Source organism: Methylobacterium sp. Leaf469 (genome assembly GCF_001424745.1).
GTDB lineage: Bacteria > Pseudomonadota > Alphaproteobacteria > Rhizobiales > Beijerinckiaceae > Methylobacterium.
This window is the reverse complement of sequence record NZ_LMRE01000003.1, coordinates 36,371-60,848: the sequence shown is the minus strand read 5'-3', so window position 1 is coordinate 60,848 and position 24,478 is coordinate 36,371. Positions and strand designations below refer to the sequence as shown.

The following is a 24,478-nucleotide window of genomic DNA, read 5'->3' as shown; positions in this document are numbered from 1 at the left end:
GCACCGGACCCCCTTCCCCCATTCTGGGGCGGAGGGGGCTCGGTATCCCGACGGCGTCAGATGAGACCGAGGCTGGCCAGTTCGCGGCGGAGTGCATCCGGCATTTCCGCCAGACCGTCGGCCGTCGCTGCGTCGAGATCGGCCGGAGCGTCGTTGGCCTTGAGATAGCGCCAGCCCTGGAATGGGCGGCACGGGCGCGGCGAGACCGGAACAACCACGGGATCGAGGACGAGGCGGCAGCGGCCGATACCGTCGGCACCGGTGAACGGTGCGATCGCCGCGATGGTCTGCCGACAGGCGAGTGTGCCCTTGATCACCCAATAGATCGAACCGCCGCCGAGGATCTCGGACATGCGGGTCGGAACCATGCGGGTGACATGGGCGGGTGCCGGGTCGCGCGCCTGTGCCAGGGCGTCGGCGCGGGTCTGGGCGATCCGGGCTTCGAGCTCCGCGATGGAGGCGGGACCGACGCACAGCTTCAGGAGGTGGAGAGCCATGCCCGCTCTCCTAATCGGATCCGACGGTTCGTGAACCCTGGTTGGGACGAGAAAAGCCGTGGTCGCGACGCCGCACCCTCACGAGAACAGTGCGCGCTTCTCCTCGTCCGAAAGGCTGTCGATATCGGCGAACGCGGCGGCGATGTCCTTCTTCGGGGCCCCGTCTACGACGCGCTCCTCCTCGGGGATCTCGTCTTCGGGGATCTCGTCTTCGGCGGTCTCCTCCACGAGGATTTCGTCCGACGGATCAGCCATTGCGTCGCCTTGCGTCGCGTCGGCGGCCGTCTCCGAAGAGGGCGTGGCGGCAGCGCTTTCGGCCATTGCCGTCGGTTCAGCGGGGACCTCGGAAACGGATTCCGCGACCGCTGCGGGGGCAGGCTGCGCGGCGACCGGCTCATCGATGAAACGGTCGACGTCGCTCTGCGACAGATCGAGGGGCTCGGCAGGATTGGACTCACCGGGGGCGGGCGGCACCGCCTCGAGACTATCGCCCCAGATCGCCATCATCGCGGCGACCCGCTCTTCGAGGTAGCGCAGGGTGTGGATGATGCGTGCCGTGCGCTGCGCCGTGAGATCCTGGAACGAGCAGGCCGTGTAGATCTCGGTGGCGCGCTGGTCCAGCGCATCGCAGAGCGCCGCGTCGGAGCCCGATTCCCGCAATGTCCAGGCGGCCTCCTGAACGTCCTCGGCGGCGCTCAGGATGTCGGAGGTCGCCCGCTCCGTGGAGCGCACGATGGCGTCGAGGGCCACGGAGGCGATGCCGAGGCGGCTGTTCTCGTGGTCCGGCGTGCCGAGGGCGACGATCTCCGCCTTGGTGCGGGCGATGGCGTTGGCCATGTCGAGGAGGTCGCCGCGCATGCGCCCGACCTGGGACCCGTCGCGCTCCTGGGTGACGACGGCTTCGAGGCGTGCGATGGCGCCCAGGACGGACTGAGTGTCTTCGCCCCGCGTGCGCCGGGCGTATTCGTCGAGGAACCAGCGCCCCCGTGCGCTCTCGGACATCGCCGTCTCGATGCGATCGTATTCCGAAACGTCGATGGACGTCAGCGAGCGGGAACGCGACATGTAGATCCGGGTCCTCGGGTTGCTGCACCCCCGGTGTTCGATCGGGGCCACAGACATTCCGAACGATTGACACGATGGTTTTAACGCGGGCTTTACGGGTCCGATCTGTCCCCAAATCTTCTCGCGGCCCCGAGCCAACGTGCCCCACGCCACCGCCACGCCACCGGAGCCGAACCCGTTCCGGCTCGCGAGCCTCTACGCCGTGGTCTTCGTCGAGATCGGCATCGCCATGCCGTTCATGCCCGTCTGGCTCAACGCCCTCGGCCTCGAGGCCGGGATCATCGGCGTGCTCCTCGCCCTGCCCATCGCGGTCAAGATCGTCGCCACCGCCCCCCTCGTCGGACTCATCGACCGGGGCGTCGGTGCGCGCGCCCTCCTGGTGGCGGGAAGTCTCGCCTTGGCGGCCACCTACGCCCTGATGCCGGCCGGCGCGGCGCTCGGCTGGCCGGTGCTCGCGCTCCTCATCGCGCTGAACGCGGCGGCCGGCGCCCCCCTGGTGCCGAGCATCGACTACCTGACGCTCGCCGCCGTTCGCCGCAGCGCCCGCCTCGACTACGCCCGGATCCGCATGGCCGGTTCCATCGCCTTTCTCGCCGCCAACCTCGCCGGTGGTGCGGCCTTGGGGGTTCTCGGCGAGCGGCTCGCCGTGCCGCTCCTCACCACCGCCCTCGCCCTGCTGGCGGCGGCGGTGTGCGCGGGTGTCCGCCTCGAACTTCCCACGGCGGCCGTCCCGCGTACGAAGGCGACGCGTGTTCCCCTGCCCCGCCTTCTCTGGCTCACCATCGCGGCCGGAGCGGCGATCCAGGCGAGCCATGCCGCGCTCTACGCTTTTGCCAGCATCCACTGGAGTCTCAGTGGGTTTCCCGTGGCCTGGATCGGAGCCCTGTGGGCCATCGGCGTGCTGGCCGAGATCGTTCTGTTCGCCGGCATCGGTTTGTGTCCGGCGGGGTGGCGAACGCCGTTCCGCCTGCTCGGCCTCGGGGCCGCCGCGGGTGCCGTGCGCGCGATCGGCATGGCGTTCTATGGCGATACCCTCGGGGCGGTCGTCGTCCTGCAGACCCTGCACGGCTTCAGCTTCGGTGCGACCCAGCTCGGCGCCATGGCGGCGGTGTCGCGCTTCGCCCCAGAGGGCGCGCGCGGACGGGCGCAGGGGACGCTCAGCGCCACCAACGCCCTGGCGTCGGCCTGCGCCACCCTCGCAAGCGGGCTCGCCTACGGGCATGGCGGTGGACCCCTCGCCTTCGGCCTCATGGCGCCGCTGGCAGTGATCGGCCTGTGCCTGACGGCACGCGCCGCGCGCCTCGCGCAGCGGCAGCGTCTTCACAGCGCCGCCTTTGTGGGCCAGCACCCGGATACGATTGCGTAACCCTAACCTGTGAGGAACGGGGAACGCGAGTAACGGAGTGGCGTGTCGTGCCGACCGCTGAGACCCTGCCGAACCCGGACGTCGCCGACGCCTCCGCCCTCACGGGTGGACGCATCGCCCTGCGCGGGCGCTGGACCGTCGACCAGGGCAACGCCGTGGAGGCCGCCGCCGCGGGAATTTTTCGCGATGCCGAGAGGGGCTCCGTCGTCGTCGACCTGACGGGGGTGACCCGCCTCGATACCCTCGGGGCCTGGGTCCTGGAGCGGACCCGGTCGGAGATCGAGGCCGCGGGCGGGCGCCTCGCCTACGCGGGTGCCAGCCCCGAACACCGAATTCTCCTGGGCGAGGTCAAGCTGCCCGCGGCCGAGCCCGTGTTGGCACGGCGCGGCCGGATGTTCGGCTTCCTGCACGACCTCGGCAAGCGCGTGGTCGGCGCCCGCTCCGACCTCGTCGCCGGTCTCGCCTTCTTCGGGGAAGTCGTCACCGCCTGCATCCGGGTCGCGGCCCGGCCCGGGACGTTCCGCGGAACCGCCTTCGTCAACCAGCTCGATCAGGTCGCCTTCCGGGGCGTGCCGATCATCGTCCTCATCTCGTTCCTCGTCGGCGGCATCGTCGCCCAGCAGGGCATCTTCCAGCTCCAGCGCTTCGGGGCGCAGAGCTTCGTCGTCAACCTCATCGGGCTCCTCATCCTGCGCGAGCTCGGCGTGCTTCTCACCTCGATCATGGTGGCGGGCCGCTCCGGCTCGGCCTTCACCGCCGAGATCGGCTCGATGCGGATGCGCGAGGAGGTCGACGCCCTCCGGGTCATGGGCCTCGATCCCATCGAGATCCTCATCGTCCCGCGTATCCTCGCCCTCGTGGTCGGGCTGCCGATCCTCGCCTTTCTCGCATCCCTCGCAGCGCTCGCCGGCGGCGGCCTGACGGCGGCGCTCTACGGTGGCATGACCACGGAAGCTTTCCTCGCCCGGCTGCAGGTGGCGGTGTCGTTCCACCACGTTGCCGTGGGGCTGATCAAGGCGCCGTTCATGGCATTGATCATCGGAATCATCGCGACCATCGAGGGCTTTGCCGTGGAAGGCTCGGCCGAATCCCTCGGGCGCCACGTCACGGCCTCAGTCGTGAAGTCAATCTTCATGGTCATCGTCCTCGATGGACTCTTCGCTGTTTTCTTCGCGGCAATCGATTTCTGACCCTGTGCAGACCGAACGCGCCCAGGCCGAGCGGCCGACCCGTGAACACGTAGCCGGCACAGAGCCGGACGCGATCATCCGCGTCCGCGACCTCGTCGTCGGGTTCGGCTCGAAGGTCGTCATGAAGGGCCTCGACCTCGACATTCGCCGGGGCGAGATCCTGGGCTTCGTCGGACCCTCGGGCCAGGGCAAGTCGGTGCTGACCCGGACCATCCTCGGTCTCGTACCCAAGCGGTCGGGCCGGATCACCGTGTTCGGCGAGGACGTGGACGGCCTCACCGTCACCCGGCGCCGGCAGATCGAGCAGCGCTGGGGCGTACTGTTCCAGCAGGGCGCCCTGTTCTCGGCGCTGACCGTCAAGCAGAACATCCAGATGCCCATGCGCGAGCACCTGAACCTGTCCGAGCGCCTGCTCGACGAGTTCGCGCGTCTCAAGATCGAGATGGTTGGTCTCAAGCCCGATGCCGCCGACAAGCTTCCGTCGGAACTCTCCGGCGGCATGATCAAGCGCGCGGCCTTGGCCCGCTCCCTGGCCCTCGACCCGGAGATCCTGTTCCTCGACGAACCGACCTCGGGCCTCGATCCCATCGGCGCCGGCGAGTTCGACGAACTCGTCGCCACCCTGAAGCAGACCCTGGGCCTGACCGTGTTCATGGTCACCCACGACCTCGATAGCCTCTACACCGCCTGCGATCGCATCGCGGCGCTCGGCGACGGCCAGATCATCGCGCAAGGCACCATTTCGGAGATGTTGGAGAGCGACCATCCGTGGTTGCGCTCCTACTTCCACGGCAAGCGCGGCCGCGCCGTCATCCCCAACGGCACGCGTCATGCGGCGGCCTGATCCCCTTCACCGTGTGGTGACGCACCGCGCGTCCACCCCGAACCCGGGCAATCGCTGATCCGATGGAGACTCGCGCGAACTACGCCCTGATCGGCGCCTTCACCCTCGCCGTGCTCGTCGCGGCCTTCGGCTTCGTGTTCTGGCTGCAGGGCGGCTCGCGCAGCCAGGCCCGTCAGGCCGTGCGGATCGTCTTCTCCGGCAGCGTCGGGGGCTTGGCCAAGGGCTCGACGGTGGCGTTCAACGGCATCAAGGTCGGCGAGGTCACGGACGTGCGCCTGCTGCCGCAGGACCCGCGCCGCGTCGTCGCCGTGGTCGAGGTCGAGCGGACCACGCCTCTCCGCGCCGACACCCGCGCGCGCCTCGATTCGGCGATGCTGACCGGCGTCTCCACCATCTCGTTGTCCGGCGGCAACGCCGATGCACCGGCCCTGGGCACCGGTACGGGCGACCAGATGCCGACGATCTTCGCCGATTCGTCCGACATCCAAGACATGATGGCGGCGGCCAAGCAGATCGCCCAACGGGCCGACGACGTACTCCAGCGCCTCGACAAGGTGGTGGCCGGCAACGAGGGCGCCATCAACCGGACGCTGGCCAACGTCGAGGCGTTCTCGAAGACCCTGGCGGATGCCGGACCGGCCGTGAGCGGCTTGGTGAAGGCCATCGATGGACAGAAGCTCAACCGCGTCATCGACAATGCGGATCGCTTCTCGGCGGCGCTGGCGGCCGGCAGTCCCGACATCGAAGGCGCCCTCAGGGACGCGCGCGGGATGATGGCCAAGCTCAATACCTCGGCCGACCGCGTCGACGCCGTACTGAAGGGGGCCGAGGGCTTCCTCGGTTCGGCCTCGGGTTCCGCCGGGACCAGCACGTTCACGGAGGTGCGTGAGGCCGCTATCTCCGTTCGCGACGCGGGTAAGGCGTTCCGCACCCTGTCGGAGAACCTCGACAAACGGACGTCGAACATCGCAACCAGCTTCAACCGCCTCAGCGGCACGGGTCGGCGCGAGGTCGAAGCCCTGTCCACGGACGGGCAGCGCACCCTCAACACCCTCAACCGCACGGTGAAGAACCTCGAGCGCGACCCGAGCCAGGTGATCTTCGGCGGCAAGCCGTCGTTGCCGGAATACAACGGTGGTCGTTGAATGCTGTTTTGCCGGGATGAGGGTGTCCCGGCGCACGGCACGAAACGAGCTTTGCCGTATTTTGTCCCTCGCAGCCTGTCGCGCTGCGAAGTCCGGATCGCGTATGACCCACTTTTCACCGGCCCTCGCCCTCGGCGTGAGCCTGCTCGCCGTGGCCCTCGGTGGCTGCGGCGGCGCCGTGCCGCTCACCTTCGACCTCGCCGCGCTCCCGCCCTCGGGTCGGGTCAGCGCGTCCGCGCGCTCCGTCACCGTGGCCGAGCCCGTCGGTATCCAGCCGTTCGAGGCCGACCGCATCATCGTGCGCGAGCCCGGCGGAGCCCTGTCCTTCCTCGGCGGCGCCCAATGGGCCGACCGGCTGCCGCGGCTGATCCAGACGCGCCTGATCCAGAGCCTCGAAAATTCCGGTCGCTTGAAGTCCGTGAGCCGGCCGGGCGACAAGATCGTCTCGGATTTCCAGCTCATCTCCGAGATCCGCGCCTTCGATATCGCTGCGGGCTCGGGCGAGGCAGTGGTGGACCTCTCCGCCAAGATCATCGCCGAGGGCACCGGAAAGGTCGTTGCCGCTCGGGTGTTCACGGCCCGCATCCCGGTGGCGAAGGTCGATGTCGCCTCGGCCGCCGTGGGGCTCGACGCGGCGCTCGCGCGGGTGCTCGGCGAAATGGTCGTGTGGGTGAATTCCGGCCGCTGAGGCCTTCGGACGGATGATCGTTCGCGGACGTAGCGCTCATTCCCGAGAGCGGTGTGTCCACCAAACGATCATTCCATCACGGCCGCCTTCATGATCACCACCATGATGGCGCGGGCCGGCTCCGGACCGATGCAGCGCACCGTGTGCGGACGGTCGCAGCGATAGCGCAGGGTCTCGCCCGCGCGGGCGCGCTGGACCGTGCCGGCGACTTCGACTTCGAGCTGCCCCGTGGTGACCGTGAGGGATTCGACCGAGCCGCGCTGGTGCGGATCGGAATCAAGGATGCCGCCGGGATCGGCCGACACCTCGTACCATTGCAGCCACTCGACGGTCTTGATCCACCCGACGATGGCGAGCCGCACCTTGCCGTCGTCCGAGACGAGGATCGGCGTGTCGGCGCGCGAGGTCTTCTCGATGAACGGCTCTTCGTCGCTGGTCGCCAACACGCGCTCGATGGACACGTCCAGTGCCTGGCTCAAGCGCCAGATGGTGGCCAGGGTCGGGTTGGTCTCGTTGCGCTCGATCTGGGAGATGATCGACTTCGCGACCCCCGATTGCTCCGCGAGTTCGGACAGCGAGAGGTTGTAGGCCTTGCGCAAGCGCTGGATCGTCTTGCCGAGCTGACCCGAAAGCAGTTGGGCGCCCGTCAGGATATCCCGCTGCCGCCCGCGCTCGGGGGTCGTCACCTGATCGTCCATTGTCCCTGTAACCCGCCGGATCGTTCCGTACATCGAACGAATGTGCGGTACTTCAAACGCAAAATTCGGACACGCGCAAGGCGGGCAGTGGTCTCAGGTCCACAGGGCGTGGAAGTGATGAACCGGTCCGTGTCCTCGCCCGACCTGCATCGTATCGGCCGCCTGGAGGGCGGCGGTCAGGTAGCGTTTGGCGTCCCTGACCGCTTCGACGAGGGGGCGCTTGTGCGCGAGCCCTGCCGCCACCGCCGCCGACAGGGTGCAGCCGGTGCCGTGGGTGTTGCGGGTGGCGACCCGGGGAGCGGCGAACCGGCGCAACGTTCCATCGGCGCACAGCAGATGATCCACGCTTTCGTCGCCCTCCCCATGGCCGCCCTTCACCAGAACCGCCCGGGCTCCGAGCGCCAGGAGTTGCCGTGCTTGCGCCACGGCTTCGTTCTCGCTCCTCGGCGCTGCGGCGCCGATCAGCGTTCCGGTTTCCGGCAGGTTGGGGGTGACGAGATCGGCGAGCGGAAGGAGCAGGTGGCGCAGGGCCTCCACCGCGTCCTCCGAGATGAGCCGGTCGCCGCTCGTCGCTACCATCACGGGATCCAGCACGATGGGAATATCCCGGGCATGCCGGCGCAAACCCGCCGCCACGGCCTCGATGGTCGCGACCTGCGACAGCATTCCGATCTTCACCCCCGTCACCGCAAGGTCGCCGAAGACGCTGTCCATCTGCGCCGCAACGAAGGCCGCCGGTACGTCGTGGATGCCCTGGACGCCCTGTGTGTTCTGGGCTGTCAGCGCGGTGACGACGCTGGCGCCGTAGACGCGCAGGGCCGCGAAGGTCTTCAGGTCCGCCTGGATGCCGGCGCCCCCGCCCGAATCCGAGCCCGCGATGGTGACGGCGATGGGGGTCATGGCGTGCCTTTGCGTCCTGCGACGACCTTACGGAACCGCGCCGCGGGCGGCGAGGGCCGAATCGACCCGGTGGCGCAGGTCGCGCGCCCGCGCCTCGACATCGTCCCCGGCGAACAGGGCGGAGATGATCGCGACTCCGTCCGCTCCGGCCGCGATCACGGCCGCCGCGTTGCTCGAATCGATGCCCGCGATGGCCCCGAGGGCGAAGTTCTGCCCCCGCGCGAGGCGGCCCCGGAACAGGATGCGGCCGAGGCCATCGAGGCCGACGGGCGGGTCGGGGTTGTCCTTGCTCGCGGTGGAGAACACACCGCCGATGCAGGCGTAATCCACCGGCAGCCGGTAGAGTTCGTCGGCCTGCGCACCGGTCTTCAGGGTCAGGCCGACGATGGCCGAGCGCCCGAGGAGGCGGCGCGCATTGGCCGGATGGAGATCGGACTGGCCGAGATGCACGCCCTCGACGCCCGCGGCGAGGGCGAGGTCGACGCGATCGTTCACGAGGAGCGGGACATGGCTCCCCGCGAGGGCTTCGTGGATCGCCCGGATGCGCGCCAGGGCGGCACGGGCATCGTCGATGGTTTTTTCGCGATACTGGAGGAGGGTGCAGCCGCCGCGCGCCGCCGCGCTCGCCAGTGCCGCGAGCCGCCCGACATCGGTGCCGCAGAATCCCGTGTCGAGGATTCCGTAGAGGCGCAGATCCACCGGCACCGTGCGCCCCGGCGCGTCGTCCCGTCCGATCACAGCGTTCTCCCCGGTCAGCCCCGTCCCATTCGTCTTACGGGCTGGTGCCCATGCCGCAAGGGCCCGCGAAGGTGGAAGCTCGGGAGCTTGACCGGTGGGGCGGCGTTGGTGGGGCGAACACAATTGGGGGATCCGCATGGACCGTACGCCGAAACAGAAGATGCTCGCGGGCGAGCTCTATCATCCCGACGACCCCGAGATTCAGGCCGATGCCGGCGCCTGCAAGGCCTGGATGGTGCGCTACAACGCGGCCCTCGGTCTGTCGCCCGGCGACCGGCGCACGCTCCTGCGCGAGCGCTTCGCGGCCGTCGGCGACGAGTCCGTCATCCGGCCGCCCTTCCACTGCGATTACGGCCTTCACATCACTCTGGAGGACCATGTCTTTCTCAACTTCGGCTGTGTGATCCTCGATTGTGCCCCGGTCCATATCGGCGCGCGCACGCAGATCGGGCCCGGGGTCCAGATCCTCACGGCGGATCATCCCCGCGATGCCGCTTCGCGCGAGGCCGGTTTGGAGTTCGCGCGGTCGATCCGGATCGGCCGCAACGTCTGGATCGGCGGCGGCGCCCTCATCCTGCCGGGGGTGACCGTCGGCGATCACGCGATCGTCGGCGCCGGCAGCGTGGTGACCCGGGACGTGGCCGAGGGGGATACGGTGGTGGGAAACCCGGCCCGGCCCTTGCCCCGGCGGGAGGAAGCCTGACCCATAGGCCATGCCGTTTGGCCGTTCATCACGGCGGCGCGATGTGCCATGAGCACGCGGCACGATGTGCAAAAGGCACGCGGTGCGAGATGGAGGCTGACCAGGTGACGACGGTGAAGGACTCGCAGGGGCGCGACAACGCCTCGCTCGTCAACCCGTCCGCCGTGGGGCTCGTCGCCGTCATCATCGCCGCGACGGACGGCGAGCCGCGGGCCCTGACAGTGCAGGTCGAGGGGCAGGCGCCGGGCCGTTCCGACGGACTGCCCGCCGGGCCCCTCGTGCCCGAGCACCCGACCCTGGAACGCGGCCTACGGGCGTGGGTCGAGCGCCAGACCCATCAGCGCCTGGGTTATGTCGAGCAGCTCTACACCTTCGGCGACCGCGACCGTCAGGGCGACGAGAGTCAGGGCCTGCATTCCCTGTCGGTGGCCTATCTCGCGCTGGTTCGCGAGGTTCGACCCGGCGGTCTCGCCGAGGCTTCGTGGCGCAACTGGTACCGCTACCTGCCCTGGGAGGATTTTCGCGAGGGCCGGCCGGCGGCCCTGGCCGAGATCGAGCCGAAACTCCTCGCCTGGGCCGGCGGGACCGGCGACCCGAAGCTGAAGCGCCGGCGCGAGGATCGCCTCAGCCTCACCTTCGGCCTGTGCGACGGCACCTGGAACGAGGAGCGCGTGCTGGAGCGCTACGAACTGCTGTTCGAGGCAGGCCTGATTCCCGAGGCGCAAGGCCAGTCGGGTGCCGCGAGCCCTGCCGACCTCCCGGTGACCGGACAACCCATGGCGTTCGACCATCGCCGGGTGCTTGCCACCGCCATCGGGCGCCTGCGTGGCAAGATCAAGTATCGGCCCGTTGTCTTCGAGCTGATGCCGCCGACCTTCACGCTGTTCCAGCTTCAGCGCACGGTGGAGGCTCTGTCGGGGACCAATCTGCACAAGCAGAACTTCCGCCGGCTCGTCGCTCAGCAGGGTCTGGTCGAAGAGACCGATGGGGTCACCAGCGGTGCCACCGGCAGGCCGGCCCGCCTCGTTCGGTTCCGGCGCGAAGTCCTCCTCGAACGCCCTGCCCCGGGCTTCCGCCTCAGGCCGGCGAAACGCCCCACCTGACAGCCGCGGCGCACCATCGAGGGTGCGCTGCAAAAACGTTATGCTCAAGTCCAGCATATCTAGACAAGTGCGAATGGGGCCCCTACGTTAGTCGGCACAATGCTCATTTTGAGCATAAGTGAGGACGCATCCATGGCGGCCACCAGTCTTCCGATCACTCCGGCGCCCGCGGTTTATGCCGGCCTGCCTCTGCCCGATATCTACGCGCGGGTCGCCCGGCACGTGCCCGCCATCGAATGGCCGGCGCTCGCCGATGACGTTGCGGCGATCTTGGAACTGAAGAAGACGCGCAACGCCGTCATCCTCGCCCACAACTATCAGGCGCCGGAAATCTTCCATACGGTGGCGGACATCGTCGGCGACAGTTTGGCGCTGGCTCGCGAGGCCGTGACGGTGGATGCCGACGTGATCGTGCTGGCCGGCGTGCATTTCATGGCCGAGACCGCCAAGCTCCTCAACCCGGGCAAGACCGTCCTCATTCCGGACATGGCCGCCGGCTGCTCGCTCGCCGATTCGATCACCGCCGCCGATGTGCGGGGGCTGCGCGAAAAGTATCCCGGCGTTCCCATCGTCACCTACGTCAACACGTCGGCGGCCGTTAAGGCCGAATCCGACCTCTGCTGCACATCCGGCAATGCCGTCGACGTGGTTCGGTCCCTCAACGCGCCCCGCGTTCTTATGATTCCCGACGAGTTCCTCGCCCAGAACGTGCAGGCCCTGGTGCCCGAGGTGGAGATCCTCACCTGGGCCGGTCATTGCGAAGTCCATGAACTCTTCACCCCGGCGGATATCCACGCCGTGCGCGAGAGCTATCCGGGCGTCACGGTCATCGCTCATCCCGAATGCCCGCCCGACGTGGTGGCCGAAGCCGATTTCTCCGGCTCGACGGCGATGATGATGAACTTCGTGACCGAGAAGCGCCCCCGGCAGGTGGTGCTCGTGACCGAGTGCTCGATGGGCGACAACATCGCGGCGGCCAACCCGGACATCGAGTTCATCAAGCCGTGCAACCTGTGCCCGCACATGAAGCGCATGAGCCTGAAGAACATCCGCCGCGCCCTCGAGACCCTGACTCACGAGGTCACGGTCGAACCCGAACTCGCCGACCGGGCGCGCTTGGCGGTGGAGCGCATGCTCGCGGTGCGGCCGCGATGAACGCGCACGCACCCTTCTCCTTCGCGACGCCGGACCGCGTCATCGTCATCGGAGCCGGCGTCGCCGGTCTCGCGACGGCGCTTCGCCTCGCACCGCGTCCCGTCACACTGGTCACGGCGAGTCCCCTCGGGCTCGGCACCGCCACGGGCTGGGCGCAGGGCGGCATCGCCGCCGCCATGGGTGAGGACGACGCACCGGCCCTTCACGCCGCCGACACCCTGGCGGCGGGCGCGGGCCTGAGCGAGCCGGAGGTCGCCGAACGCGTCGCGGCGGCCGGCCCTGGCCTCATCGAATGGCTCGTCGGCCTGAATGCCCCGTTCGACCGGGATACCGTCGGGGCCCTCGCGCTCGGGCTCGAGGCTGCCCATTCCCGCCGTCGCATCGTACGAGCCGGCGGCGATTCGACCGGTCGTCTCGTCCTCGAGACCCTGGTACGGGCCGTGTCCGCCACGCCGTCCATCGACGTGGTCGTGGCGCAAGCGCGTCATCTGATGCACGACCGTCAGGGTGCGATCGCGGGCGTTGTGTGCGAGCGCGGCGGTACGCGGCTGCGTCTGGCGGCCCGCGCCGTGGTGCTCACCACCGGCGGGATCGGTGCGCTCTACACATCGACGACCAATCCGCGCGGCGCCACCGGGGCCGGCCTTGCCCTGGCGGCCCGGGCCGGTGCCAGCCTGCGCGACATGGAGTTCGTTCAGTTCCACCCCACCGCCATCGCGGTCGGCGCCGATCCGATGCCGCTTGCCACCGAAGCCCTGCGCGGCGAGGGCGCGCGGCTCGTCGACGGACTGGGTGCCCCGATCATGGCCGGCATCACGGGTGGGGATCTGGCGCCCCGGGACGTCGTCGCCCGGGCGATCTTTCAGGCGCAAGCACGGGGCACGCAGGTGTTCCTCGACTGCCGCGGCGCCTTGGGCGCTCGCATGGCCACGCGGTTTCCCACGGTCGCCGGTTTGTGCGCGACGGCCGGCATCGATCCGCAGCACGAGGCGATCCCCGTGCGGCCGGCGGCGCACTACCACATGGGCGGCGTGAGGGTGGATGGCAGCGGCGCCAGCACCGTACCGGGGTTGTTCGCCTGCGGCGAGGTCGCGTCCACGGGCCTGCACGGCGCCAACCGCCTCGCCAGCAATTCGCTTCTCGAAGCCATGGCGTTCGCGCCCTGGATCGCCGAGGCCATCGAGGCCGTTCCGTTCCCGGGGGCCGCGCAGGCGGTGCCGGAGCAGCCCCGTCCGGCGTCGGATCTGCCGACGATCCGCGCCATCATGGAGCAACGCGTCGGCGTCGTGCGCGATGCGGACGGCCTCGCGGAGGCGGTCCGTCGGCTGATGCCAGCAGCCGAGGCCGGCTGCGACGCCGCCCTCGTCGGGCTCGTGGTCGCCACATCGGCCCTGTCGCGTCGGGAGAGCCGGGGGGCGCACTGGCGCAGCGACTGTCCCGATCAAGCTCCGGTCCGGCACACCGAAACGACCTTGGCCGAAGTCCTGAGCTCTTCGGCAGTCGACGCACCCGCCTTCGCCTGATTCCGGCCCACTGCCCGAAACGCCCGGGAGGGCTTCCATGACCGACGATCTGCACCTCGTCCCCCTGCCCCGCCTCATGGTCGAGCCCATCGTGCGGGCAGCCCTGCTGGAGGATCTCGGCCGGGCCGGCGACATCACCACCGACGCCATCGTGCCGGCATCCTTAACGATGAACGCCGTCATCGCCGCCCGCCAGGACGGCGTGATCTCCGGCATCGATGCCGCCGTCCTCGCCTTCGGCCTCATCGATCCGGCCGTGGTGGTGACGGTGGTTCGCGGCGACGGCGCCACCGTGGCGCCGGGCGACGTGGTGATCCGCCTGTCCGGCCCGGCGCGGGCGATCATCACCGCCGAGCGGGTGGCCCTCAATCTCCTGTGCCGTCTTTCGGGTGTCGCCACGGCCACGGCGGGCCTCGTCACGGCGGCGCGGCCGCACGGCAGGGCCAGCATCGTCTGCACCCGCAAGACCACGCCGGGCCTCCGCGCCCTCGAGAAGCATGCGGTCCGGGCCGGCGGCGGCTCGAACCACCGCTTCGGCCTCGACGACGCCGTGCTCATCAAGGACAACCACGTGGCGGTGGCCGGCGGCATCGTCCCGGCCATCACCCGGGCGCGGGCCCATGTGGGCCACCTCGTCAAGATCGAGTGCGAGGTCGACACCCTGGCCCAACTCGAAGAGGCCCTCTCCGTCGGCGCCGACGCCGTGCTCCTCGACAACATGAACCCAGATCAACTGCGCGAGGCCGTGCGGATGATCGACGGGCGCGCCATTTCGGAGGCCTCGGGCCGGATCACCCGCGAGACCGTCGGGGCGGTGGCTGCGTCTGGCGTCGATCTGATCTCCTGCGGCTGGATCACCCACAGCGCGCCGATCATCGATCTCGGTCTCGACAATGCTTGAAGGTTTGGCCTGAAACCGAAGGACCTTACGGCCAAGGCGCCACACTGTGGCCATGGAGTCACGACGTCGCGGCAAGCGATGCTGCACCGCGGATAGAGCTTGGCTTTGAAACCCCAGCGTTTACGTCTTGGGCATTCTTCGCGCGGTACCGTGCGTCGAGCTGATCGCCGTGATTTCCGACTGCCCTCGAGAGGCCCCGATGCGCCGTTTCGCCCCCGCCCTCACCGGGCTCGCCTGTGCGCTTGGCGCGTGGGCATCGCCCGCTGCCGCCTACGAGATCGACCCTCTAACCCGCCAGCCCCTGGACAACGCCCTGGTCCTGCGGGTGCGCCCGCAGGCCGAGCCGGTGGCCGTCGTCGCCGTGCCGACCTCCAACGCATCGCTGTCGCCGGCCGACCCCATGGCCTCGGCCGTGCCGCAGATGTCGGCGATCCAGCGCGAGCAGGTGGCTTATTCCGGCAATTACGCCCCCGGCACCATCGTGGTCTCCACGGCCGAGCGTCGCCTGTACTACGTGCTCGGTGACGGCCAAGCCCTGCGCTACGGCGTCGGTGTCGGCCGGCCCGGCTTCACCTGGGGCGGCGTTCAGACCATCACGATGAAGCGCGAATGGCCCGATTGGCGTCCCCCGGCCGAGATGCTGCGTCGCCGTCCCGATCTGCCGCGCTTCATGAAGGGCGGCCTTGAGAACCCCCTCGGCGCCCGCGCCATGTATCTCGGCAATTCGATCTACCGCATCCACGGCTCCAACGAGCCGGAAACCATCGGCACCGCCGTCTCGTCGGGCTGCATCCGCATGACCAACGACGACGTGGCCGACCTCTACACCCGCGCCAAGGTCGGCGCGAAGGTCATCGTGGTTCGCTGAACGGCTCGCTCACGAGCGGGCATTCGAGAAAGGCCGGTGGAAACGCCGGCCTTTCTTCGTTCTTGACCTCACTTCGAAACGGCGAAGAATCGCGACAGCAGCCAGAGGGGCACCACAACCACGGCGCCAGCCAGGATCCAGCGTCCGAAATCGTGGAAGGTGTCGAGGCCGAGATCGACGAGGGCTCGAACGGCATCGTAAGCGTGCCAGAACAGAAGGCCCGGCGTCACCCCGAGCATGGCCATGACGGCGCCGACCAGGATCGACAGGAACAGCAGTTTGGCGAACACCGCCGCCGGCGAACCGCCGAGGAAACGGCGAAGGGCCGAGCGACGACCCGGTTCGGGATAGGCGCCGGCATAGGGCTGGCCGGGAAACGGCTGCGGGCGGCGCGGATCGTGATCGAGGCTCATCGGGCGAAGGTTTCCTTGCGGCGCGCGGCGAATGCGGTCTCTCAACCCCCCGAAGCCGGCGGAAGCGTGACCGAATCGACACACTTTGGCGAAACCGGACGGACGCTCGGGCGTTAGGCGGGTTGCTGTCGATAGCCCAGGTGGCAATGCCGGCTGCGCGGTCCAAGTTGGAACGACCTCTTTTTACGATGAAACGAAGCGATTCATGATCGACCACGCCCTGTTCGACCCGGCGACGATCGATCCGGACACCAAACGGCTCAACGCCGAGATCATCGCGGCACATGCGGCCCAGGCCGACCCGTGGTCGATCCCCATCGCGGCGGTCCGCGAACGCCGCCGCCAGGGCACCAAGGCCTCGCCGGCCATGCCCCGCAGCGTACGAGCCGAAACGGTGACCATCGACGGGCCGGGCGGTCCGCTCGCGCTTCGCATGATCCGCCCCGATGCCAGAAAGTGGCCGAAGGCGCGCGGCGCCTATCTGCACATCCATCGCGGCGGCTGGGTTTGGGGCGCTGCCGACGAGCAGGACCCGTGGCTTGAGCGGATTGCCGACACCTGCGGCTTCGTCTGTCTGTCCGTCGAGTATCGGCTCGCGCCCGAGCACCCCTATCCGGCGGCCCTGGAGGATTGCGAGGCCGCCGCCCTGTGGCTCGCCGGTCCGGGTCGGGCGGAACTCGGCATCACGGCCCTCACCATCGGTGGCGAATCGGCCGGCGCCCATCTCGCCGTGATGACCCTCCTCCGCCTGCGTGACCGGCACGGTCTGCCGCGCGCTTTCCGGGGTGCCAACCTCAATGCCGGTTTCTTCGACCTCGGCCTGACCCCGAGCGTGCGCAATTGGGGCGACGAGCGCCTCGTGGTGAACACCAAGGATCTGACCACTTTCGCCAACGACTACGTTCGGGATGGCATCGATCGCCGTCGCCCCGACGTGTCGCCGCTCTACGCCGACCTCGCCGGACTGCCCCCGGCCCTGTTCACCGTCGGCACCCACGACCCCCTCCTCGACGACACCCTCTACATGTCGTCGCGCTGGGCCGCTGCCGGAAATGGCGGCCATACGGCGATCTATCCCGGTGGGTGCCACGTCTTCGTGCGCTATCCCGGTGCCCTGACGGAGCGGGCCCTGGAGCTCATCGATCGTTTCCTCATGGCCCTCGCCTGAGCGCCACCCCCCCGCACCATGCGCTGCCCGAGGTCCTGCCCGACCGGTTCGCGGATTGGTTCACCGCGCGCGGCTGGACACCCCGCCCGCACCAGCTCGACCTGCTCGCCATCGTGCGCGCGGGTCGCTCCGCCTTGCTGGTCGCCCCCACGGGCGCCGGCAAGACCCTTGCGGGCTTCCTGCCGAGCCTCACGGCCCTGGCGGAACGTCCGCCGGCAAAGAAATCACGGGGCCTGCACACCCTCTACATCTCGCCCCTGAAGGCGCTCGCCGTCGACATCGCCCGCAACCTCGAAGCACCGATTGCCGAGATGGGCCTGTCGATCCGAGTCGAGACCCGCACGGGCGACACGCCGTCCCATAAGCGCACCCGGCAGGTCGAGCGACCGCCCGACATCCTGCTGACCACGCCCGAACAGCTTGCGCTCCTCATCGCTCACCGCGAGGCGTCCGAACTCTTCTCCAATCTGTCCTGCGTCGTGCTCGACGAGTTGCACGCCCTGGTGACGTCGAAGCGCGGCGACCTCCTGTCCCTGGCCTTGGCGCGGGTGCACCGGCTCAGCCCGGGCCTGACGGCGATAGGCCTCTCCGCCACCGTACGGGAGCCGGACGATCTGCGGCGGTATCTCGTGCCGCAGCGCCACGCCTCGGCGGACGAGCGCGGGTCCCCAACCCTCTCCCTCCAGGAGCGGGAGCACGGTGGTGCTGACGAAGCCGGCGTGCCCGAGCCTCCCATGGCCGACCTCGTCGTCGTACGGGGCGGCGCGGCGCCCGACCTTCACATGCTCGACACCGGGCTCACGCTCCCGCTCGCCGGTCACACCGCCTGGCAGGCGATGCCGGCGATCTACGATCTCATCGGTCGTCACCGCACGGTACTGGTCTTCGTCAACACCCGGCTCCAGGCCGAGTACACCTTCCAGGAACTCTGGCGGATCAACGAGGAGTCGTATCCGATCGCGCTGCATCACGGCTCCCTCGACGCCACCCAGCGGCGCCGGGTCGAAGCCGCCATGGCGGCGGGCCAGTTGCGCGCCATCGTCTGTACCGCGACCCTCGACCTCGGCATCGATTGGGGCGACGTCGATCTCGTGGTCAACATCGGCGCGCCGAAGGGGGCGAGCCGGATCATGCAGCGCATCGGCCGTGCCAACCACCGCATGGACGAGCCCTCGAAGGCCTATCTCGTGCCGGCCAACCGCTTCGAGATCCTCGAATGCCAGGCGGCCCTGGACGCCGTCGAGGCCGCCGCGCAGGACACGCCGGATGCGCGCCTCGGCGCCCCGGACGTGCTCGCCCAGCACATCCTCGGCATGGCCTGTGCCGACGCGTTCGACCCGCTCCGGCTCTACGACGAGATCGTCTCGGCCGCCCCCTACGCTACCCTGAGTTGGGAGGATTTCGAGGCGGTGGTCGATTACGTCGCCACCGGCGGCTACGCTCTGCGGGCCTACGAACGCTTCGCCAAGATCCTGCGCGGTCCCGACGGGTTGTGGCGGGTGCGCGACGCCCGCACGGCGCAGCAATACCGGATGAACGTCGGCACCATCGTCGAGTCGGCCAAGGTGAAGGTCCGCCTCGCCCGGGCGAACCGGGCACGCCCCGGCGCCGTGCTGCCGCGCGGCGGGCGGGTCCTCGGCGAGATCGAGGAGGATTTCGCCGATACGCTGACCCCCGGCGACACTTTCCTGTTCGCCGGCGAGGTCCTGCGCTTCGAAGGCCTCATGGAGGACGAGGCGCTCGCCACCCGTGCCGGACCCGGCACCGACCCGGCGATCCCGTCCTATGCCGGGGCCAAGTTCCCGATCTCGACCTTCCTCGCCGCGCGGGTGCGGGCGATGATCGCCGATCCGTTCGAGTGGGACCGCCTGCCGAAACAGGTCTCGGACTACCTCGTCCAGCAGCGCACCCGCTCGGTGCTGCCCGGCCCGACGGGCCTGCTGGTCGAGACGTTTCCGCGCTCGGGGCGCTACTACCTCACGGCGTTTCCGTTCGAGGGGCGGCTCGCGCACCAGACCCTCGGCATGCTCCTCACCCGCCGCCTGGAGCGCGCACGGATGCGGCCTCTGGGCTTCGCCGCCAACGATTACGGCATCGCCATCTGGATGACCCGCGATCTCAGCGCGCGCATCGCCACCGAGTCGGACTTCCTCGAAGCCTTGTTCGCCGAGGACATGCTCGGCGACGATCTCGAGGCATGGCTCGACGAATCGGCGATGATGAAGCGCACATTCCGGCAATGCGCCGTCATCGCGGGGCTCATCGAGCGCCGTTATCCGGGGCAGGCCAAGACCGGGCGCCAGGTCACCATGTCCACGGATCTGGTCTACGACGTCCTGCGTAAGCACCAGCCCGACCACCTGCTCCTGCGCGCGGCGCGGCAGGATGCGGCAACCGGACTCCTCGACGTGAAGCGCCTCGGTGTGATGTTGAGGCGCATCCAGGGGCGAATCGTCCACAAGGCCTTGGACCGCGTCTCGCCCCTGTCCGTCTCCGTCATGCTCGAAATCGGGCGGGAGAAGGTCTACGGCGAGGGCGCGGACGAGATCCTGGCCGAGGCCGAGGCGCAGCTTCTCGAAGAGGCGCTCGGCTGACGTGTCGCCCTGCTCACCCGATGACGAGGATGCGGTTTTGGCGCTCGGCGCACGACTCGAGAAGACCACGAAGGCCCCCGGCCTGACGCTTGCCGGCGAACACCTCACCCTCGACCTGTGCGGCGGCCTGTGGCTGGCCGCCCACGGCACCCTCATCGTCTCCGATCTCCACTTGGAGAAGGGCTCGGCGTTCGCGGCGCGCTCGGGCCAGTTCCTGCCGCCCTACGACACCCGCGAGACCCTGGCCTGTCTACACGAGGTGGTGGCCCGCCTCGACCCGGCCCGCGTCGTGGCTCTGGGCGATTCGTTTCACGATGCGCGCGGGCCGGATCGCATGGAGCCGGGCGACCGCGCCATGGTGGCGGCCCTGCAGGAGGGGCGCGACTGGGTCTGGATCGCCGGCAACCACGATCACGCCGTGACCGAGGGGGTGGGCGGGCGCTACGCCGAGATCCTGACGCTCGGCGGCCTCACGCTCCGCCACGAGCCGACCCCCGACGCGGTGGACGGCGAGGTGTCCGGTCACCTGCATCCGTGCGGCAAGGTCGCCATGCGGGGTCGGGCCGTGCGTCGCCGCTGCTTCGTCACCGACGGTCGCCGCCTCATCATGCCGGCCTTCGGCGCCTATGCGGGGGGTCTCAACGTGCGCAATCCGGTGTTCGAGCCGCTGTTTCCGGCGGGCTTCACCGCGCATCTCCTGGGGGATGGGCGGGTCTTCGCCATCGGGAAGTCCATGCTGGCGAAGGACTGATCGTCAGGGTACGCGAGGCACCGTTTCTCGCATCGGCTCTCACGGAAGCCGACGACAAGCTCCCACACCGGGAGTTCTACGCCGCGACGAGGAGGGACGCCCCGGCCACGACCGATAGGACGAGCCGGAGACGGCCCAGCCACACGGGCACGAGGCCGCGGCGTGGAAGATCCTGATCGATGAAGCCCCAGGCCAGGACGAGGCAGCCGAGCGTCCGCAAGTCCCATGGGGCCGGCATGGCCAGGGCCGCCCAGGCCAGGAGGGACGGCACGATGGCGATGGCGTAATCGGCCCCGCCACCGCCGCGTGCCGCAGCGGCGCCCCAGCGGATTCCGCCGAGGAACGAAGCGATCACCGCCCCGTAGGTGGACAACACCATGCGCGGATCGAGGCCGATGGTGCTCAGGCCCGCATTGCCACCGCTGACGGAGAGAAACGCGAAGCCGAGGAACGGGATCAGGCCGGCGATCCCGAGGATCACCGCCGCCGGTGGCACCGTCGTCACCCGCACCCTCGGCCCTCCCGTCATCCGTGAATCCCATTCGGGCCGGCCCCCGCCGTCCGCGAGAAAGCGTCCGCCATCCAAACGCCTCGGGGCGCCCGAGGAAAGGCGGCAGATACCCGCACGCGCGACAGGATGGACGCGTTGTGACAATTCTCAGCTGCGTCGCGGCGGGGTGACCGGAGCCGGGGGCGTCGCCCCGAGCAGGGTCATCGTCCGAGGCGCAGTTAAAGCCGTGGGGGCCTCGTTGGTGGCCGGATCGGGCACCTTGGCCTTGAACGCGGCGACGAGGGCCCGCGCCGTGGCGAGGTCCTTCGGTTCGAGTTTGGCCGCCACGTCGTCACGCTTCTTGGCCGCGTCGGCATCACCCTGCGCACCGGCAGCGGAGAACCACAGGAAGGATTGCTGGAGGTCCTGTTGCACGCCGAGGCCGCGGGCGTAGAGCACCGCGAGGTTGTACTGGCTGTCGCGCAGGCCGTACTCGGCCGCGCGCCGGAACCATTGCCCCGCCGTGGTGTAGTCCGGCTTGCCCGAGGCCGTGGGTGTCTCCGCATGGATCACCGCGAGGTTGTGCATCGCCCTTGCATTGCCCTGCTCCGCCGCGCGTCCGTACCAGAGTTTGGCCTGGGCGAGGTCGCGGGGCACGCCGAGTCCCTTCTCATGGAGCCCGCCGAGCTTGTACTGGGCCGGCGCGTAGCCGGCCTGCGCGAGCTTGTCGTAGAGCTTGTGCGACAGGGCGAGGTCGCGCGTCACGCCGCGCCCGTCGGCAAAGCGCGCGGCGAGGTCGTAGACGGCCGTGCCATCACCCTCGATGGCGGCCTGACGCAGGGAGGCCAAGTTTGCCGGAACGGCGGTGAGATCGGGCGACAGGGCCGCCATCGCAGTCACCTGCGGGACGATCCGGTTCGTGCCCGATCGGACGGTTTCGGCCTTGGCACCATCGACCCGGGCGGGGTCGGTCTTCGCCGAATCCGTCTTCGTGGCGTCGGCTTTGGCCACCTCTTCCTTGAGCGAGGCCGGATCGGCGAGTGACTGGGTGGTGACCGGGTCCGGGAGGCCGGAGGCTGCGCCCGCGGGTGTTTCGGTCCTCGGGGCCTCCGCCGATGCGGCGACGGTCTCGCGGGCCGGGCCTCGGGTTCCGATGGCCTGAAGCGCACCGAGGGCGAGGATGATGGCGGCGAGCCCGAGAAGCAGGGGCTTGCGGCGGCGATCGAGTTCAGCGCGCAGGCGGGCGAACCGGGCGTTCAGCGGAGCCGACGCGACCGCCTCGCTCGAGGAGGACGCATCGGAGCCGTGCCGGGCACGGGGCGCCTGCACGGTACCGGATGCCTCCGCCTGCGCCACCTGAGCGGCGCGACGAGCGGCGGCGATGAAGCTGGACTTGATGTCGCCGTCGAGGGCGGCGGACGCGTTGGGCTCCGCGTCCTCGGTGATCGGGTCGCGTCCGGGCCGCCGGGCCCCGGGCTCCAGGGGAAGGTCGCCCAGAACGGCGTCGGCGATGGGACGTTCCGTCGGGCGGACGCTCGCTCGCGCGATCGGCTTGCCGGCGAATCTGGCCGCAGACTTGGTCGGGGGCATGCCACCGGTGCCGAGGAGACGCTCGGCCGGTGTTTGCGTCTCGGACGACATCGGTCCGGATTCGGTCGATCCGACCCGTCCGGCAAGGCGTTCGAGGATCGAGTGGACTCCGACCAGGGTCGATTGCAGGCGCTGCTCGGACGCGAATTGCTGGTCGCGCAGGTCGGCGAGGCCGGCCTGGAGGCGAACGAGGTCGTTCCCATCCGTCTGGGTCTCGACGGATCCGTGGCGGCCGGTCCGCTCGATCAGCGGCGCTTCCTCGCGCAGGGCGGAGACTTGAGCCAGCAGGTCACCCATGGTGCGTTCCAAACCGGCGAGGGCCGGGTCGCTGTCGCGGGTGTCGATACGGGCGGCGAGCGCCAGAACCTGATGCTCGAGGGAATCGAGCCCCTCCGCCGAGACGGTGTCCGACGTCCCCATGCGGTCGACCTTCACGGAAAGGTCGTGCAGCATACCGTGGATGGCCGCCAGGTCGCCGTCCGGCAACACGGGCCGGCGCAGGGTCGCGCCGAGGCCTTCGAGACGCTCGATGAGGTCGCCGACGGGGTTGACGTGGACGGCGTCGACCTTCGCCGACAACGCATCGATCCGATGGATGATCGCGTCCGAGTTCGGGCCGCCATTCAGGGCGGAGCCGTCGCGCAGGGCGTCGAGCTTCGCCGCCATGGCGTCGATCCGGTCTTCGAGGCCGCCCGGTGCGGGGCGGTTCAACCCCGACCGGATCTCCTCCAGCAGAGGACGCAGTGAGGCCACGCCCGAATCGGCCCCGACGCCGGTCTGGAGGCGGGCGATCTCGGCGCTGATCGCAGCGACGCCGGAGGCCAGGGTCTCGATGCGCTCGGGCGCGGCGAGCCCCGCGATTGCGGTGCGGATGTCGTGGAGTTCACGAAAGAGTTCGTCGAGGGCCTCGCGATCGGCGAAGGCGTCCGGGCCGTTGCTCAGGACGGCATCGACCCGCGCTCCGAGGGTCTCCAGGTCGGCGGCGAGGCGGGTCTGCACCTCACGGGCCGTGTCGCCGCACAAGCGGCCGACCTCGGCACGGATGCGATCGAGGGGGGCGGTCACGGCGGAGAGGTCGGCCTGTGCCGGGGCGCCGTCGACGCCCGTGGCGAGGGCGTGCATCGCCTCCTCCAGGACGCCGACCTCACGGCCCGTCGCCACGCCGTCGAGGGAGGCGCGCAGGCGGCTGGTCTCGCTGCGCAGTTCACCGATGACCGTGGCAATGGGGGCAGGGCCGGTATCGAGTTCGCGCTGGCGCTGGCGGATCTCGCTCACCGCATCCCGAACTTCGAGGGCGGCCGAACGGCCGCGCCGACCGATGGGACGGGGGGCGACGACCTGCTCGCCGAGTTCCGCCACGCGTCGTTGGAGGTCGGCGATGGTGCGGCTGGCCGCCGTCTGCGTGGCCGTCTGCTCCTGAGCGATCCGTCGATCGATGGCATCGAGGCGCTGCATCATCTCCGCAAGCGCCTGCGCCGTCGCGTCGGGCGTCGGCGTTGCGGTCGCGGGCGCCTCGGAGCCCGCTTCGGCGGCCTCGGCGCCGGGCGCCGGCTTTGCGTCGGGGAGTGGCGCAGGCGGCGCGGTCTTCGGTGCCGGCTTCGACGGGTTCTCGCGACTCGCCTTCGCAGTCCCCTGTCGGGGTGCTTTGGCGGGGGACGCGCCGGGCGGTGTGGCGGGGGCTTCCCGGGTCGTTCCGGAAGAAGCGTCGCGTTGCGGCGCGGCCACGTCATCCGGGGTGACGATGGAGGCGATCCAGGTCTCGACGGGGACGCCGGCCCGCCGGGCTACATCGCGCGCGGCGTCGAGGATGTCCGGGTCGAAGCCGTCGAGATCGATGGGGGCGGAGCGTGTCATCGTCTAACCTGATGCGGCGAGGTCCGGTCTCGATGCGCGGCGCCGGCCCCCGGCGGATGATGGCGCGGGTCCACGTCGGATCGTCTGACCCGACCTTTAACTTTCTTGGTAAATAGCGGGTTAACCGAAGCCGCTTCCGAAGCCGCGCCGCGGCCGACTTCGACATTCGGTTTCCCGACCGTTTCCTCTTTCCGCTCGCCTCAGGATGGTTTAGATATGAACCATCCATCGAGC

Annotated in this window: 22 protein-coding genes; 14 read left to right on the top strand and 8 right to left on the bottom strand. The window is 69.6% G+C overall.

Annotated elements, in window-relative coordinates; genetic code table 11:
- Positions 1 to 56: 56 nt before the first annotated feature.
- Both ASG60_RS04790 and ASG60_RS04785 read right to left on the bottom strand, forming a co-directional pair.
- On the bottom strand, positions 57 to 497 hold the full coding sequence (locus ASG60_RS04790; RefSeq protein ID WP_056261113.1) for a DUF1489 domain-containing protein: 441 nt from the start codon (positions 495 to 497) through the stop codon (positions 57 to 59).
- 78 nt (positions 498 to 575) lie between these two features.
- Positions 576 to 1,562: a hypothetical protein gene (locus tag ASG60_RS04785; protein WP_056384381.1), complete on the bottom strand. Its 987-nt coding sequence runs from the start codon at positions 1,560 to 1,562 to the stop codon at positions 576 to 578.
- A 139-nt stretch (positions 1,563 to 1,701) separates the two neighbouring features.
- Between ASG60_RS04785 and ASG60_RS04780 the strand changes: the two genes are divergently transcribed.
- The 5 genes from ASG60_RS04780 to ASG60_RS04760 all read left to right on the top strand — a co-directional run bounded on the left by ASG60_RS04780 (position 1,702) and on the right by ASG60_RS04760 (position 6,795).
- The gene (locus tag ASG60_RS04780) at positions 1,702 to 2,928 is read left to right on the top strand and encodes an MFS transporter (RefSeq protein WP_056384380.1); all 1,227 of its coding nucleotides are present in this window, start codon (positions 1,702 to 1,704) and stop codon (positions 2,926 to 2,928) included.
- Positions 2,929 to 2,993: 65 nt separating this feature from the next.
- Positions 2,994 to 4,118, top strand: a complete 1,125-nt coding sequence (locus ASG60_RS04775; RefSeq protein ID WP_244472916.1) for an MlaE family lipid ABC transporter permease subunit — start codon at positions 2,994 to 2,996, stop codon at positions 4,116 to 4,118.
- A 121-nt stretch (positions 4,119 to 4,239) separates the two neighbouring features.
- Positions 4,240 to 4,962, top strand: coding sequence for an ABC transporter ATP-binding protein (locus ASG60_RS04770; protein WP_244474187.1), 723 nt, complete (start codon positions 4,240 to 4,242; stop codon positions 4,960 to 4,962).
- A 62-nt stretch (positions 4,963 to 5,024) separates the two neighbouring features.
- On the top strand, positions 5,025 to 6,107 hold the full coding sequence (locus ASG60_RS04765) for an MlaD family protein (protein WP_056167491.1): 1,083 nt from the start codon (positions 5,025 to 5,027) through the stop codon (positions 6,105 to 6,107).
- A 103-nt stretch (positions 6,108 to 6,210) separates the two neighbouring features.
- Positions 6,211 to 6,795 (top strand): ABC-type transport auxiliary lipoprotein family protein, encoded by a 585-nt coding sequence (locus ASG60_RS04760; RefSeq protein WP_056167489.1) that lies wholly within the window; start codon positions 6,211 to 6,213, stop codon positions 6,793 to 6,795.
- A gap of 68 nt (positions 6,796 to 6,863) precedes the next feature.
- Here the strand turns inward: ASG60_RS04760 and ASG60_RS04755 are convergent, their stop codons facing one another.
- The 3 genes from ASG60_RS04755 to thiE form a co-directional block, all read right to left on the bottom strand.
- The gene (locus ASG60_RS04755) at positions 6,864 to 7,493 is read right to left on the bottom strand and encodes an XRE family transcriptional regulator (RefSeq protein ID WP_056167485.1); all 630 of its coding nucleotides are present in this window, start codon (positions 7,491 to 7,493) and stop codon (positions 6,864 to 6,866) included.
- A gap of 93 nt (positions 7,494 to 7,586) precedes the next feature.
- Positions 7,587 to 8,393: a bifunctional hydroxymethylpyrimidine kinase/phosphomethylpyrimidine kinase gene (gene thiD, locus ASG60_RS04750; protein ID WP_056261127.1), complete on the bottom strand. Its 807-nt coding sequence runs from the start codon at positions 8,391 to 8,393 to the stop codon at positions 7,587 to 7,589.
- A gap of 27 nt (positions 8,394 to 8,420) precedes the next feature.
- On the bottom strand, positions 8,421 to 9,131 hold the full coding sequence (gene thiE, locus ASG60_RS04745; RefSeq protein WP_056384379.1) for a thiamine phosphate synthase: 711 nt from the start codon (positions 9,129 to 9,131) through the stop codon (positions 8,421 to 8,423).
- Between the two features lie 136 nt (positions 9,132 to 9,267).
- On the opposite strand from thiE, the gene ASG60_RS04740 reads away from it, so the two are divergent.
- From ASG60_RS04740 to ASG60_RS04715, 6 genes are all read left to right on the top strand, one after another.
- A complete protein-coding gene (locus tag ASG60_RS04740; RefSeq protein ID WP_056384378.1) occupies positions 9,268 to 9,834 on the top strand; it encodes a sugar O-acetyltransferase in 567 nt (188 codons plus the stop codon).
- Between the two features lie 104 nt (positions 9,835 to 9,938).
- On the top strand, positions 9,939 to 10,937 hold the full coding sequence (locus tag ASG60_RS04735; RefSeq protein ID WP_056261270.1) for a hypothetical protein: 999 nt from the start codon (positions 9,939 to 9,941) through the stop codon (positions 10,935 to 10,937).
- A gap of 132 nt (positions 10,938 to 11,069) precedes the next feature.
- Positions 11,070 to 12,092 (top strand): quinolinate synthase NadA, encoded by a 1,023-nt coding sequence (gene nadA / locus ASG60_RS04730; RefSeq protein WP_056167472.1) that lies wholly within the window; start codon positions 11,070 to 11,072, stop codon positions 12,090 to 12,092.
- Complete coding sequence (locus ASG60_RS04725) at positions 12,089 to 13,615, top strand: L-aspartate oxidase (RefSeq protein ID WP_056384377.1); 1,527 nt, start codon at positions 12,089 to 12,091, stop codon at positions 13,613 to 13,615. The genes nadA and ASG60_RS04725 overlap by 4 nt, the downstream gene beginning before the upstream one ends.
- 37 nt (positions 13,616 to 13,652) lie before the next feature.
- The gene (gene nadC, locus ASG60_RS04720; protein WP_056384376.1) at positions 13,653 to 14,516 is read left to right on the top strand and encodes a carboxylating nicotinate-nucleotide diphosphorylase; all 864 of its coding nucleotides are present in this window, start codon (positions 13,653 to 13,655) and stop codon (positions 14,514 to 14,516) included.
- Positions 14,517 to 14,715: 199 nt separating this feature from the next.
- Entirely contained in the window at positions 14,716 to 15,384 is a 669-nt protein-coding gene (locus tag ASG60_RS04715) for a L,D-transpeptidase (RefSeq protein ID WP_056167464.1), read from the top strand.
- A 68-nt stretch (positions 15,385 to 15,452) separates the two neighbouring features.
- On the opposite strand, the gene ASG60_RS04710 is transcribed toward ASG60_RS04715, so the two are convergent.
- On the bottom strand, positions 15,453 to 15,797 hold the full coding sequence (locus ASG60_RS04710) for a DUF6460 domain-containing protein (protein ID WP_056167460.1): 345 nt from the start codon (positions 15,795 to 15,797) through the stop codon (positions 15,453 to 15,455).
- A gap of 205 nt (positions 15,798 to 16,002) precedes the next feature.
- Here ASG60_RS04710 and ASG60_RS04705 point away from each other — a divergent pair, with 205 nt between their 5' ends.
- The 3 genes from ASG60_RS04705 to pdeM are packed head-to-tail and all read left to right on the top strand — an operon-like array spanning position 16,003 to position 20,310.
- A complete protein-coding gene (locus ASG60_RS04705) occupies positions 16,003 to 16,965 on the top strand; it encodes an alpha/beta hydrolase (RefSeq protein WP_056167456.1) in 963 nt (320 codons plus the stop codon).
- A 23-nt stretch (positions 16,966 to 16,988) separates the two neighbouring features.
- A complete protein-coding gene (locus ASG60_RS04700) occupies positions 16,989 to 19,559 on the top strand; it encodes a ligase-associated DNA damage response DEXH box helicase (protein ID WP_056384404.1) in 2,571 nt (856 codons plus the stop codon).
- Positions 19,560 to 19,596: 37 nt separating this feature from the next.
- Positions 19,597 to 20,310: a ligase-associated DNA damage response endonuclease PdeM gene (gene pdeM / locus ASG60_RS04695; protein ID WP_056167453.1), complete on the top strand. Its 714-nt coding sequence runs from the start codon at positions 19,597 to 19,599 to the stop codon at positions 20,308 to 20,310.
- A 76-nt stretch (positions 20,311 to 20,386) separates the two neighbouring features.
- Here pdeM and ASG60_RS04690 read toward each other — a convergent pair whose 3' ends face one another.
- Both ASG60_RS04690 and ASG60_RS04685 read right to left on the bottom strand, forming a co-directional pair.
- Complete coding sequence (locus ASG60_RS04690; RefSeq protein ID WP_056167449.1) at positions 20,387 to 20,839, bottom strand: DUF3429 domain-containing protein; 453 nt, start codon at positions 20,837 to 20,839, stop codon at positions 20,387 to 20,389.
- 129 nt (positions 20,840 to 20,968) lie between these two features.
- Positions 20,969 to 24,244, bottom strand: a complete 3,276-nt coding sequence (locus tag ASG60_RS04685; protein ID WP_056384375.1) for a tetratricopeptide repeat protein — start codon at positions 24,242 to 24,244, stop codon at positions 20,969 to 20,971.
- Positions 24,245 to 24,478 lie beyond the last annotated feature (234 nt).

Bases quoted from the DNA above. Each gene is read 5' to 3' on its own strand.
- ASG60_RS04770 (WP_244474187.1), top strand. From the start codon at position 4,240: ATGAAGGGCCTCGACCTCGACATTCGCCGGGGCGAGATCCTGGGCTTC.
- ASG60_RS04785 (WP_056384381.1), bottom strand. From the start codon at position 1,562: ATGTCGCGTTCCCGCTCGCTGACGTCCATCGACGTTTCGGAATACGAT.
- ASG60_RS04725 (WP_056384377.1), top strand. From the start codon at position 12,089: ATGAACGCGCACGCACCCTTCTCCTTCGCGACGCCGGACCGCGTCATC.
- ASG60_RS04790 (WP_056261113.1), bottom strand. From the start codon at position 497: ATGGCTCTCCACCTCCTGAAGCTGTGCGTCGGTCCCGCCTCCATCGCG.
- ASG60_RS04705 (WP_056167456.1), top strand. From the start codon at position 16,003: ATGATCGACCACGCCCTGTTCGACCCGGCGACGATCGATCCGGACACC.
- ASG60_RS04690 (WP_056167449.1), bottom strand. From the start codon at position 20,839: ATGACGGGAGGGCCGAGGGTGCGGGTGACGACGGTGCCACCGGCGGCG.
- thiD (WP_056261127.1), bottom strand. From the start codon at position 8,393: ATGACCCCCATCGCCGTCACCATCGCGGGCTCGGATTCGGGCGGGGGC.
- ASG60_RS04715 (WP_056167464.1), top strand. From the start codon at position 14,716: ATGCGCCGTTTCGCCCCCGCCCTCACCGGGCTCGCCTGTGCGCTTGGC.
- ASG60_RS04685 (WP_056384375.1), bottom strand. From the start codon at position 24,244: ATGACACGCTCCGCCCCCATCGATCTCGACGGCTTCGACCCGGACATC.
- ASG60_RS04760 (WP_056167489.1), top strand. From the start codon at position 6,211: ATGACCCACTTTTCACCGGCCCTCGCCCTCGGCGTGAGCCTGCTCGCC.
- ASG60_RS04710 (WP_056167460.1), bottom strand. From the start codon at position 15,797: ATGAGCCTCGATCACGATCCGCGCCGCCCGCAGCCGTTTCCCGGCCAG.
- ASG60_RS04755 (WP_056167485.1), bottom strand. From the start codon at position 7,493: ATGGACGATCAGGTGACGACCCCCGAGCGCGGGCGGCAGCGGGATATC.
- nadC (WP_056384376.1), top strand. From the start codon at position 13,653: ATGACCGACGATCTGCACCTCGTCCCCCTGCCCCGCCTCATGGTCGAG.
- nadA (WP_056167472.1), top strand. From the start codon at position 11,070: ATGGCGGCCACCAGTCTTCCGATCACTCCGGCGCCCGCGGTTTATGCC.
- ASG60_RS04765 (WP_056167491.1), top strand. From the start codon at position 5,025: ATGGAGACTCGCGCGAACTACGCCCTGATCGGCGCCTTCACCCTCGCC.
- ASG60_RS04740 (WP_056384378.1), top strand. From the start codon at position 9,268: ATGGACCGTACGCCGAAACAGAAGATGCTCGCGGGCGAGCTCTATCAT.